Annotated in this window: 12 protein-coding genes; 4 read left to right on the top strand and 8 right to left on the bottom strand. The window is 39.0% G+C overall.

From position 1 onward, the window contains the following. Together LF817_RS04620 and LF817_RS04615 are read right to left on the bottom strand one after the other, a co-directional pair. The gene (locus tag LF817_RS04620) at positions 1–1,482 is read right to left on the bottom strand and encodes a phytoene desaturase family protein (protein ID WP_253934606.1); all 1,482 of its coding nucleotides are present in this window, start codon (positions 1,480–1,482) and stop codon (positions 1–3) included. Then, the gene (locus LF817_RS04615; protein WP_253934605.1) at positions 1,479–2,960 is read right to left on the bottom strand and encodes a phytoene desaturase family protein; all 1,482 of its coding nucleotides are present in this window, start codon (positions 2,958–2,960) and stop codon (positions 1,479–1,481) included. Before LF817_RS04615 ends, LF817_RS04620 begins: the two co-directional genes overlap by 4 nt. Before the next feature lie 483 nt (positions 2,961–3,443). Here LF817_RS04615 and LF817_RS04610 point away from each other — a divergent pair, with 483 nt between their 5' ends. Beyond that, a complete protein-coding gene (locus tag LF817_RS04610; RefSeq protein WP_253934604.1) occupies positions 3,444–3,563 on the top strand; it encodes a YjcZ family sporulation protein in 120 nt (39 codons plus the stop codon). Positions 3,564–3,607: 44 nt separating this feature from the next. On the opposite strand, the gene LF817_RS04605 is transcribed toward LF817_RS04610, so the two are convergent. From LF817_RS04605 to LF817_RS04585, 5 genes are all read right to left on the bottom strand, one after another. After that, positions 3,608–4,969, bottom strand: coding sequence for a TrkH family potassium uptake protein (locus tag LF817_RS04605; protein WP_256558190.1), 1,362 nt, complete (start codon positions 4,967–4,969; stop codon positions 3,608–3,610). 43 nt (positions 4,970–5,012) lie between these two features. Further along, positions 5,013–5,438, bottom strand: a complete 426-nt coding sequence (locus LF817_RS04600) for a YwpF-like family protein (RefSeq protein ID WP_253934603.1) — start codon at positions 5,436–5,438, stop codon at positions 5,013–5,015. Positions 5,439–6,002: 564 nt separating this feature from the next. Continuing rightward, positions 6,003–7,022: a GTP 3',8-cyclase MoaA gene (gene moaA, locus LF817_RS04595; protein ID WP_253934602.1), complete on the bottom strand. Its 1,020-nt coding sequence runs from the start codon at positions 7,020–7,022 to the stop codon at positions 6,003–6,005. 13 nt (positions 7,023–7,035) lie between these two features. Next, positions 7,036–8,310, bottom strand: a complete 1,275-nt coding sequence (locus LF817_RS04590) for a molybdopterin molybdotransferase MoeA (RefSeq protein WP_253934601.1) — start codon at positions 8,308–8,310, stop codon at positions 7,036–7,038. Positions 8,311–8,644: 334 nt separating this feature from the next. Next, a complete protein-coding gene (locus LF817_RS04585) occupies positions 8,645–9,178 on the bottom strand; it encodes an HD domain-containing protein (protein ID WP_253934600.1) in 534 nt (177 codons plus the stop codon). A 126-nt stretch (positions 9,179–9,304) separates the two neighbouring features. On the opposite strand from LF817_RS04585, the gene LF817_RS04580 reads away from it, so the two are divergent. The 3 genes from LF817_RS04580 (at position 9,305) to LF817_RS04570 (ending at position 10,626) form a co-directional block, all read left to right on the top strand. Beyond that, a complete protein-coding gene (locus LF817_RS04580; RefSeq protein ID WP_253934599.1) occupies positions 9,305–10,054 on the top strand; it encodes an SDR family NAD(P)-dependent oxidoreductase in 750 nt (249 codons plus the stop codon). A 75-nt stretch (positions 10,055–10,129) separates the two neighbouring features. Then, complete coding sequence (locus LF817_RS04575) at positions 10,130–10,462, top strand: hypothetical protein (RefSeq protein WP_253934598.1); 333 nt, start codon at positions 10,130–10,132, stop codon at positions 10,460–10,462. A 23-nt stretch (positions 10,463–10,485) separates the two neighbouring features. Next, positions 10,486–10,626 (top strand): hypothetical protein, encoded by a 141-nt coding sequence (locus LF817_RS04570; RefSeq protein ID WP_253934597.1) that lies wholly within the window; start codon positions 10,486–10,488, stop codon positions 10,624–10,626. A 146-nt stretch (positions 10,627–10,772) separates the two neighbouring features. Here LF817_RS04570 and corA read toward each other — a convergent pair whose 3' ends face one another. Next, a complete protein-coding gene (gene corA, locus LF817_RS04565; protein ID WP_253934596.1) occupies positions 10,773–11,723 on the bottom strand; it encodes a magnesium/cobalt transporter CorA in 951 nt (316 codons plus the stop codon). Positions 11,724–11,758 lie beyond the last annotated feature (35 nt).

Raw genomic sequence — 11,758 nt, 5'->3', positions numbered from 1 at the left:
TTACCCACCTCGCTTGTAATTATGCCTCGAAGTCCCCTTTTCCTGCAAATGATCAGCCAGTAATTTCGCTCCCTGCATAACGATAGGGATGCCTCCTCCAGGGTGAATAGACGCCCCTACAGCATATAAATTATCTACAGGATAAGGCTGAAGCTGAGGGCGAAAAACACCGGATTGAAATAAGGTCGGTGCAATTCCAAAACTTCCTCCTGCAAAAAGCCCCTCTTTGGATGCGTCTTCTGGTGTTCTCACTTTCATCCACTCGATATGTTCTCGTAAATTCGGAAAACCCCTGTTTTCCATTTCATCGAGAACTGCTTGAACGAGAACTTCCCGATCTTTCCAATCTACCATTTCCCCCGCAGGGACCGGTATCAGCGTATAAAGTACACCTTTCCCTTCAGGTGCTAAAGAAGGATCAATCAATGAAGGCTGGAAGGTATAAAAAGATGGATCTTCCGGCAAAATCTTTTGGGTAAATACTTGATTCATATGAGCGTCGAAATTGTCAGACATGAAAAATTGGTGAATAGTATCATTTTCAAAATGTCTATTAACCCCCATATAAATGAGCACACAGCCTGAAGATGGAGTATATTTACGATTTATTCGATCTTTTTTATTAAAAAGTTTGTCCATCACGGGGAAGTCACCGTTTAAAACCACCCGATCGACAGGTGTTGTTACACCTGAGACCTGTATATTATTGATTCGTTTATTCGTTATCGGCAATTGCTCGACTTCACTTTTCGTGTGGATTTCCACTCCTCTTTTTACTAATTCCTGGACAATCAGATCAACAAGGTGTGCATACCCACCCTTCATATACCAGATTCCGTGGGTATGCTCACTGTAAGAGACCAATGAATACATGGCAGGTGATTGTTCAGGATGTCCGCCAATATATAACGTTTGAAGTGTATAAGCTTCAACGAGACGCTCATCGTTGAAATAGCTTCTCATCATTTTCTTAACATTTTGATAAGCTTTCAGCCTCAACAGGGTTTGAAGGTTTTTACGAGTGAAAAAACTTTTCTTGTCTACAAATGATTGTTCTAGAAACTGCTCTTTTCCTTGCATAAACCTTAGCTTCATATCCTTGAGAAATCGATCATAACCCTGTTCATTCCCCGGGAACTTTTTGTTTAGTTCTTCTTTTTGTTTTTCTGTATCTGCGTATTTCGTATAGGTAGTTCCGTCCTTGAAATGAATGTGATAAAGCGGGTCACAAAGCTCAATTGGAATTTCCTCACGACTCATTCCGCCTTCTTCTAATATATCTAACAGCATATCAGGAAGTAAAATAATGGTTGGTCCTTGATCGATTTTATAGTCTCCATGCCTTTCGTAAGTGAGACGCCCGCCAAGATAGTCATTTTTCTCAAAAATTGAAATGCGGTCATTTCCCTTATTAGACAAGAGCAAAGCAGTAACTAGTCCGCCAATCCCTCCTCCTACAATAGCTGTATGAGACTTTATCATTGGGCCGCCTCCATTTCATTTATCCAGTTCGTTGTAATTCTTGCAGATTCAAGAATGGTCGGCAGTCCGCTTCCGGGATGCGTTCCTCCTCCTACTAACCAGCAGTTATCAAACTCCTGAAATCGATTGTGAGGACGGAAATACATCATTTGAGAAAGTTGATGACCCATACTGAACGTTGCTCCTTTATGCACGAAATGGTCCGTTTCCCACTGCATCGGTGTCAAAACTTTCTCTTCAACAATGTGAGCACGAAGGTTTTTAAAACCTGTCTTCTGTTCCACTTCATTTAAGACAAGTTCTTTAAATTGCTCTTCTTTATCTGCCCAGTCGATTTCTGCGTAATTATTTGGCACTGGTGCTAATATATAGATTGCAGAGTGACCTTCTGGTGCTAATGTGGGATCTGTAACACTGGCATTATGAATGTAAATCGATGGCTCTTTAGAAAGCACTAAATCCTTAGTCATTTCTTCGACATTTTTTTTATAATCTTCAGCAAACAATATCGTATGATGTGGCATATCGTACAATTTATCGACACCGGCATAAATCATGAAAGTCGAACAGGAATACTTTTTCTTTTCAATCTTTTCTTTTGAATATTTCTTAAGGGTATCGTCTTTTATCAAGTGGCTCATAGCTTGAGCGAAATCGGCATTAACAATAACCTCATCCGCTTCAAACGTTTCTCCTGAATCGAGCTTTATACTGGATATCCTTTTCCCATCCAGTATAAATTCCCGGACTCCCTGATTTAAATGAATAGAGCCGCCATGTTCTTCCGTTACTTCAGCCATAGCTTTAGAAAGCTGGTTCACCCCGCCTATCGGATGAAAAACGCCGTATTCATGCTCCATATAGGATAAGATGGAAAAGGCTCCTGGGCACTCCCACGGTGACATTCCCAGATACTTAGCCTGGAAGGTAAAGGCGATTTTTAAATGCTCATCAGTGAAATAGTCCGATAAAACATCGTATACAGACTTTCCTAATGAAAGCCTTGGCAGCGCCTTTAAGGCTCTCTTACTGACATAATCCCTCAAACGATGGTGTCGGGTTTGCAGCAATGGAAGCAAGGCGTTCATCTTTTTTCTCGTATCTTCCATGAAATTCAAGTAACCTTGTTCATTCCCCGGGAAATGCTTTGCAATCTCAGCTAACATTTTTGTACAATCCCGATACATAGGGACACGCTTATCCGAAAATTGCAGCTCGTACATAGGCGCTAACTCTACCAGGTCTAAGTAATCATGAACATTTCTGTGGGATTGATTAAACAACTCTTCTGCAATATGAGGCATACTCAGGAACGTCGGCCCTATATCGAATGTATAGGAGCCTAAATTAAAATGGCCGTTCCTTCCACCTACATACCCCTGCTTTTCAAAGACATGAACATCATGCCCTTCGCTTGCTAGAATCATTGCAGCTGCTAATCCACCCGGCCCTGCACCTACTATTGCAATTTTCTTCATGGTCACTACACCCGCTCTCTAATACAAAACTTATACAAAAAGTATACAAATGAAATATGTAACTTGCAATTGATTACATTTGTTTAATGTGCTTATGCTAAATTTTGGATTTTAATATATTTTATATTCCACGATACCCTTCGATAAACTTATATACTCTAAGTTTACCTTATAATGCTTCACTTTCTATTAGTTTCTTTACAAGAATGTGAAAATTAGAAGAAGGTTATTCATTGTGACCATCAGTTAATAACTAAAATGGTAAAAACAAGCACTGAAAATGGGGCTACTCTATTTGAACCTTTGGCAAAGCTAATTTTTAAAATGGAGACAGAGCCGTCTAAAAACCGATCGTAAACAAGGTTATGTTTGATCGAGCTTGCAGCAAATGCTTTACAGGTAATGAAGATTGTTTTATTTTTCGCCCATACGATCTTTCAACATATGCATAGGCTGAAATGTAGACACTTGGGAGGTGAGATCATGTACGCAAACAGTCCATACCAGTACGGGCGCAGGTGCCCTAGACCAGGCAGCAGTTTCGCTTTAATTGTCGTGTTGTTCATCCTACTGATCATTGTAGGTGCAGCATTCTATTGCTGATAAAAAAAGCTGTCCCGCTTATGACAAGCGGGGCAGCTTTATACTTACCCGATCAATATCCGTTCTTTAGGAAAATGATAATTCGTTGATTTCCTATCATTTGACAAACTGAACAAGAACGTCAATATTCCAATCCTACCAATAAACATAAGTATCATGATCACTACTTTTCCGAACGTACTCATCCCAGGGGTTATTCCTAAAGAAAGCCCCACGGTTCCAAATGCAGAACACACTTCGAAAATAATTTCATTGAGTGAGAACGGCTCGCTGATGGTAAGAGCGATTACAGCTGTAAACACTGTAATCAGCGCCATAATCGTTACGACTACGGCTCTATTCAAATCCTCGTGATGGATTTCTCTTCGAAAGACGCGAATATTCTTTTCTCCACGAGCAAAAGTCAAAATGAAAATGACAACAAGTGCAAAAGTGGTGGTTCTAATACCCCCTCCTACACTGCTGGGAGAAGCACCAATGAACATAAGCGATGACATAAAAAGTTGAGTATGTTCGGCGAATTCATTAATATCCATTGTCGAAAGTCCTCCGCTCCGCGTAGTAACGGATTGGAACAGTGCATAGAAAAACATCTCATGCCAGCTTTTATCAGCGAAGAAGTTATTGAATTCAAGCGCGATAATCATAACAACACCATAAAGTATTAGCGCAAAAAATGTGAATGACGTTAGTTTAGCGAATAATGAAAACTGTATGGTTCGAATTTCATAATTGTTGAAAAGATACTGCTTTACTTCAATCAGTACAGGAAAACCTATTGCACCAGCTACAATTAGAATCATATTGATGAATTGGACAAAATAATCATCACTGAAAGGAATAAGCGACTGTCCGGTAATATCGAATCCTCCGTTAGTCATAGCACTTATCGCCCCAAAAAAGCCTTGAAGATAGGCTTCGCCAGGATTATAATATTGTAAAAAATAAGTTCCTAACGTTAAAAACCCTATAAATTCAATAATTAATACGACAATGACAATTTCTTTCACCATTCGAACCATGCCTTGGAAAGAAGTCTGGTTCTGGTCCGTCATGATGAGTCTGCGCTCTTTCAAACCGATTTTTTTCCCCATGATCAGCCATATCATTGTTCCAACCGTCATAACACCTATTCCGCCAAACTGAAGGACAAAGGCTAAAATGAAATAACCTGTGGTACTGAATGTTTCAGCAGTCGGAACAGTCGTCAGCCCTGTCACGCTGACAGCACTTACTGCCGTAAATAATATGTCAATGAACGACAATTCCACCCCTGGATTGTGAGCAACTGGCAGGGCAATTAAAATGGATGAAATTGTAACAGCAAACAAATAAAACATCGCAATCAGTTGGAATGGGGACAATGCATTAATCCATCTCCAACTGCGCTTTCTCACCCATAACATAAATTTTTGCCCCTTTTAATTCATTATGTACTAGACGAAGCGCCTATGCCCCGGCTTCTTCGCCTCTTCTTCTGAACTCGTCAAGAAGCTCGTCTCCTTGATATCCTTCATCCAATAATGTTTTAAGTACTTTTTCAATGTTTTCTCTTCGTCGATCGATCATCGTCCCAATGAATATCACATTCATATCATTTCCGATTACATTCATATCAATTACTTTTGCTATAAATGTTGCCGGCTGGTTACTGCTTTTAGTAATTTTAACTTGTATGAATAATTCTTCTTCCGTTTGTAAAATGCTGCTGAAGTACTCTTCATAAATATTATCCACGTATGCTTCAATAACCCAGCGTCCTCGATCATCCTCGCGATTTATAATTAAGCCATCATTCAGCTTAATTCTTCTTTGAGTTATGTCGTCGTTTTTCTCTTCTACAATATCAAGGGATACAAGCTTAAAGGTTTTCACAGACTGCACCTCCGTATGAATTCTATCATCATTATAGATGAGGATAAAGGATTGAGCAAAGTATCCTTTCAATTTTATTTTATTTTTGGCTTTGTTAAAGTTCCGTGTTGATATTCATATATGCTCCATTTAGTGGAAAACTCAGTTTCGAGTTGTTTGGACGGTTTCCGTAATGTTTAGCAAGGGTAAGAGCTCCCTGGATTAATATAAGTGTAAGAGGTGGGAGAAAAAGGTAGGCGAAATCTCACAGGAAAGCGAGCAGCTTCCCAACTACCCCTGACTCTTAATAGGGCAACGAACACCTATTATCTCGAAACCAAGTCTTCCACTATCCTGTCATATTGTTGAATAACTCACTTATCAATATCAACAACCACTTTTAACATAGTATTTATTTTCTGGGTAGCCATTTAAAAAAGGCTCTGCTAAATTTCTTTGTTGACAATATAAACTCCCTTGTTTGGAAAGTAATCGAAACTCCCTTCTAAGGGAAGGAATCTTGAGAAACTGATAAGTAGTCTAAAAAATGAAAAGCGGACTCATTACATGATGAGTCCGCTTCTTTTATCCACCTATATATGACATCTCAATTTTATTTTTAACCGGTTTTTTATTTTTACGATCGATAGAATATTGATCATCACGTCTTGTCCATATTTTTACTAGTTTAGAAATGATGGCTTTATCCTCTTCATCACTTCGCAGCATCTTCTTAATGTCATACCCTTCTGAAGCGAACAAGCAAGTGAATAGCTTCCCATCTGCAGACAGGCGTACTCTTGTGCAACTGCTGCAAAATGCGTCTGTCACAGAGGAAATGACCCCTATCTCTGCAGACCCATCCTTGTATCGATAACGATTGGCAACTTCCCCATAATACTTGGGTTCCAACGTTTCTAAAGGGAGTTCTTGATGAATTTCATCGATAATTTCTTTTTTTGAAACGACAGTATCCATGTTCCACCCATTGTGGTTCCCTACGTCCATGAATTCAATGAACCTTAAAGTATCTCCTGTCTCCTTGAAATAACGTGCCATGGGAAGAATTTGATCTTCATTCATCCCTTTTTTAACCACCATGTTGATTTTTATCGGCAGACCGGCCTCTCTGGCTGCTTCTATCCCTTTAATTACGGGCGCCGTCTTGATTCCGCGACCGTTCGTTTTTTTGAAAACATCATCTTCTATAGCGTCCAAACTAATATTGACACGATCCAGGCCTGCTGCTTTTAATTTTTTCGCCTGTCTGACGAGAAACACAGCATTGGTTGTGATCGCTACATCTTGTATTCCCTCAACTTGTTTAATTCGAGTAATTAATTCATCCATGTTTTTGCGCATCAAAGGTTCCCCACCGGTAATACGGACTTTCTCAGTGCCGAATTGGGCGAATATTTTAACCAATCGAACGATTTCATCAAAGCTTAACAATTCTGACTGGGGCATAAATGCATAATCATCACCGAAAATTTCTGCAGGCATGCAATAAGTACAGCGGAAATTACATTGATCAATTACGGAGATGCGTAAGTCTTTCATCGGTCTCTCGTGTTTATCCAAAACGTATTGAACCAAAGTCGACATCCCCTTTCTTAATTTAAGCGTCTATTTTAAAAAACTGTGATCCTTCATTTGGGCTCAAAAGAAGCACTTGAACCTTGTCCCCTTTTTGGTAACCTCTAGTGCCTCCTTTTAAAACTATAAATGCGTTTGTGTGCGCAAGTGAAGTTACAACGGCAGATTTATCAATTCCTGCGGGGTACACTGTAACTTTTCCTTTTTCATAAGCTACGGACCCTCTTATAAAACGGGTAAATGGATTAGGTTTCATTATATCAGTTCCTAGAATACCCTCAATGATTGAGTGATACGGCTCTGTTTTGTTTAATGATTTTTGAATATAAGGGTATACATATAACTCGAACCCTACATAACAGGCTGAGGGATTGCCAGATAGGCCGAACATTAACTGTCCGTTGACTTGAGCAACCGTTGTGACACTGCCCGGTCTCATTGCGATTTTATTAAAAAGGACCTCTGCTCCCAATTTTTCATATACGTCAGGCATCAAGTCATAATCACCTACAGATACTCCTCCAGTAGTAATGAGCATATCCACCTTATTCAAAGCCTCACTTACTGCTTCATAACAACGATCAAATTCATCAGCCAGCTTTCCTAGATATAAAGGTTCCGCACCGCTCCGTTCAATCTGAGCTGTTACCATATATGCATTGGAATTTCGGATTTTCCCTGGCTCTAATGCCTGATCTACATCAAGAAGCTCTGTCCCTGTTGCAAAAACTCCTACTACCGGTTTTCGATAGACTTGCACGGTTGAATAACCGAATGTGGCTAGTAAAGCTTTGACACCAGGGTTTATTGCCGTGCCTTTTTCAACTAATAAAGTTCCCTTTTTTGTTTCTGAGCCCTGCTCAATAATATTCTGTCCTTTTTCCATTGAGCGTTTAATTGTCATATAAGACTCGCCCTCTGCCTCATAAGTTTGGCATATTTCGAACATCGCTACACAATCAGCACCTTCAGGTATTTCTGCTCCTGTCATAATACGAACAGCTTCTCCAGGTGCAATAGCCCGGCTGGCTCTATGTCCGGCACCAATTTCTTCTATAACGTGAATATGGACTGGAGATGTTTTGGAAGCATCATTCGTACTTTCCGAATGGATTGCAAAACCGTCATAAGGAGATTTATTGAATGGAGGAATAGAATGAGTGGCTACTATATCTTCAGCCAGAATTCTATCGTAACTGTTCTCAATGTTTACTTTCTCTATATAGTTTTCCACTTCTAAACTAAGCACCCGCTTCACTGCTTCTGCAACAGGTATTGGCTCTCTATGTAAATTCATTTTCTTTCCTACTTTCTAATAACGTCTTTAATTGACCATAACGAAAATTATAATAAAATACAAAAATTTTAAAGCATAAAAAAACCCTTCCCTGACTCAGGTAAGGATTAAAATCTAGTACAAGTTGTAGTATTGAGCTTTTCGATTCAATAGTTTTTCCTTAGCTTTCTTATATTCCTCCTGCTTTACCGTATTACTATTCTTTTTTACTGTAATTGAAACTCTATAGAAAAAAATGTTAAAGACCAACATACCTCTTCCTTCCTCAGATGAATAATCCGTGTTAAAAAAGCCACAAGATTACCTTATGCGAGGTCTAATTTGAGGATGTGTACTATTTTGCTTCTATATTATTTTCATAATAGTCTGTTATTTTCTTATCGAGAACACTTAGGTTTTTGATCGCGCTGCTTGGGCTCATCTTATTGTAATGATGCAGCCCATTCGGCTGTTCATCTTTGCGGTCAGCCTCTGCCACTACATCCTGTAACGAAGTTCTTTTCCCTGACAATGAAAAAGGAAGGTAACTGTCTGTGTGCAGCAATACAGCTAAAGAAACTTCTTTTGCTACTAAGCGGTCTTCCCCTAGACGAATGAGCAATTTATGGGCTCTTTCAGCTCCTTTAATCGCATGTATATCATGTTTTCTATACTCCTCATAATCCCATTTCCCATCAAGGTACCATTCGTAATGTCCCATGTCATGCAGGAGAGCAGATTTTGTGGCTAAGTCGGGGGATACTGAGGCTTCAAGTGCTAAATCATAGGCATAGCCTGCCACTGTGACCGCATGATGTATTCCTGAGCGCTGCAAATACTTCTGAGTAATTCTATGTTTAAAAACGTCTACTAAAGTTACGCGGGCCATCCTATCACCTCTTTTCAAAAGAATATACCATTTTATTAGGTGAATCCTCAAGCACTCCGTTTACTTTAATGGTTTATATTTTCATGGAAAAAGGAAATAGAAACAAAGTATAGGAGGAAATATAATATGAAATTTGCAAACGATACAGTATTAATTACAGGGGCAAGTAACGGGATTGGCAGACAGCTTGCTCACGCTTACTCTAGAAATGGCGCAACAGTAATCATGGCTGACCATGACGCAGAGCACGGAAGGCAATTGTTAGGTGAAATACGTGAAAATGGAGGAGATGGCTTTTTCTTCTACTGTGATGTAAGCGATCCTCAGTCGATTGATCAGCTATATAATAAAATACTAGATGAAGTGGGATCATTTACTATATTGATTAATAATGCCGGAATTAGTGAGTTTCAACCATTAGAAGACCTGTCAGTAGAGAACTGGGATTCGATCATCAATACGAATTTACGAAGTGTTTTTTTATTTTCAAAACATGCGGCACAAGTTTGGAAAAAGAACGGGGTAAAAGGCAGAATCGTAAATCTCGCTTCAACTCGCGCTTACATGTCCGAACCAAATTCTGAAGGATATGCAGCAAGTAAAGGCGGAATTATAGGTATCACCCACGCTCTTGCAGCTTCTCTATCTGAATTTCAAATTCGAGTGAATTCGATCAGTCCTGGATGGATCCAAACAGAAAACTATTCTGATCTAAGGGAGATCGATCATAAACAACACATGAGTAACCGGGTAGGAAAGCCTGAAGATGTAGCGAAAGCCTGCTTTTATTTGACAGATGAAGAGAACGATTTCGTAACAGGAGCTGACTTGACGGTAGATGGAGGAATGACAAGAAAAATGATTTATGAACACTGATAACTGTCATGTTTAAAAAAAGATGACTCGGGTAACATTATTGTAAGAAAATGAAGCATCAGGGGGGTGAAAGGTATGAGTCAATTATCTTCTTATCAAATTCGTTTCAACCAGCCATTATCTACTACTCAGATCGTAAATATTTATAAATACTCTTCCAATAATGAGCGCAATATTTACCTGCACCAGGACCATTTGATCGCAGATGCCGGTCACTTAACTAAACTGTTATCTTTCTTTTTATTCGTAAATACAGACCAGCCTGCGGTAATGATCATTGATGGTGAAAACATTGAAGAAGTCTATCATACGATACACAATGAACTGGAAGGCTGTATTGATGATATCAGTATTCGTTCCAAATACAGCGAGGCTCAAGTGAATAGTCAGACATCTATATTCGTTTAATCATCTTTAATGAGGTGTAAAAAATGAGCCAGCCTTCAAGTAATCGAAAAGAAGATCAATCCAGCCGTAAAACCATTGGTTCATTGGAACGATTGAAGTATATTTTTTATTTACTTATATTTTTTTCAATACTTTGGGTCATTGCTAATTACTTATTAGTTTAAATTGGATAGATAAACCACAATGCCGATATCCTCTTGATGAGGAATATCGGCATTGTTTTGTTTTTATTTAATATATAACGAAATAAACTGATTTGAACAGAAAACATTCTACTTAAAAGCCTGTTTTATTCGACTTGCTTCATCAATCAGTCAAACCACCCTTTGTTCTTGAACCAAAAGAACATTCCGACTGCCATAACGATCATCAGTCCCCACACTACGAAATAACCATACTCTGTATTCAGTTCCGGCATGTTCATAAAATTCATCCCGTACACTCCTACAACGAAAGTCAACGGCATGAAAATAACTGAAATCACTGTAAGAATCTGCATTGTCCGGTTTGTCTCATGAGAGTTCAAAGATAAATAGCTGTCTCTTATATCCTGAGTCATTTCCCGATTCGAGCCGACGATTTCAGCTACCTTTATCAGATGGTCATAAATGTCGGCAAAGTATTCTCTTCTCTCTCTCACTCCATCTAGATGATGAGTATTCAGCATCCGGTATAGCAGGTCTCTCATAGGATGCACCGTTTGCCTTATTCGCAGCAGCTCTCCTCTACGGTCGAATAATTCTTCTAATAACTGTTCCATTGACAAATTCTGTGTATTATCTTCTATTTCGTTGATGTGATCTTCTATTTCATACACGATTGGAAAATAACGGTCCACTACTTTATCTAACAGCTGATAAAGAACATAATACTCATCCAGCTCCTGATGATTTTTATGACGGTTCAGCATACTTTTCACAGCTTCTATTTCTTTAGAAGGCTCTTTGTGAAATGTAACCACAAACCCCTCACCGAGAAACAAATTGATTTCCTGGCGATCCATTGACTCTTGATGCAGGGCATGAAATACAAAAAAAGTATGGTTCTCGTAATAATCAAGCTTTGGTCTTTGCAAGTCATGCAAACAGTCTTCTATAGCTAAGGGATGAAACTGAAAGTATGTATCTAAACATTTCACTTCTTCCTCAGTCGGAGAATCAAGATCCACCCAATACCATTCTACAACAGCCTGATCCATGCTTTCTAAAGAAGGAAAAGTTTGAAGACCTTCTTCTTTTGAATAACCGTAAACACTTATCATATAATCACCCTTTTCTGCTTACGAAAATTAATTAC

Source organism: Halobacillus sp. A1 (genome assembly GCF_024189295.1).
Lineage (GTDB): Bacteria > Bacillota > Bacilli > Bacillales > Halobacillaceae > Halobacillus_A.
This window is presented reverse-complemented; position numbering and strand designations above follow the sequence as displayed.

What these genes read in the sequence shown, in the direction of transcription:
- LF817_RS04570 (WP_253934597.1), top strand. Translation starts at nt 10,486, where the DNA reads ATGAGCCAGCCTTCAAGTAATCGAAAAGAAGATCAATCCAGCCGTAAA.
- LF817_RS04580 (WP_253934599.1), top strand. Translation starts at nt 9,305, where the DNA reads ATGAAATTTGCAAACGATACAGTATTAATTACAGGGGCAAGTAACGGG.
- LF817_RS04585 (WP_253934600.1), bottom strand. Translation starts at nt 9,178, where the DNA reads ATGGCCCGCGTAACTTTAGTAGACGTTTTTAAACATAGAATTACTCAG.
- corA (WP_253934596.1), bottom strand. Translation starts at nt 11,723, where the DNA reads ATGATAAGTGTTTACGGTTATTCAAAAGAAGAAGGTCTTCAAACTTTT.
- moaA (WP_253934602.1), bottom strand. Translation starts at nt 7,022, where the DNA reads ATGTCGACTTTGGTTCAATACGTTTTGGATAAACACGAGAGACCGATG.
- LF817_RS04615 (WP_253934605.1), bottom strand. Translation starts at nt 2,960, where the DNA reads ATGAAGAAAATTGCAATAGTAGGTGCAGGGCCGGGTGGATTAGCAGCT.
- LF817_RS04610 (WP_253934604.1), top strand. Translation starts at nt 3,444, where the DNA reads ATGTACGCAAACAGTCCATACCAGTACGGGCGCAGGTGCCCTAGACCA.
- LF817_RS04590 (WP_253934601.1), bottom strand. Translation starts at nt 8,310, where the DNA reads ATGAATTTACATAGAGAGCCAATACCTGTTGCAGAAGCAGTGAAGCGG.
- LF817_RS04575 (WP_253934598.1), top strand. Translation starts at nt 10,130, where the DNA reads ATGAGTCAATTATCTTCTTATCAAATTCGTTTCAACCAGCCATTATCT.
- LF817_RS04620 (WP_253934606.1), bottom strand. Translation starts at nt 1,482, where the DNA reads ATGATAAAGTCTCATACAGCTATTGTAGGAGGAGGGATTGGCGGACTA.
- LF817_RS04605 (WP_256558190.1), bottom strand. Translation starts at nt 4,969, where the DNA reads ATGTTATGGGTGAGAAAGCGCAGTTGGAGATGGATTAATGCATTGTCC.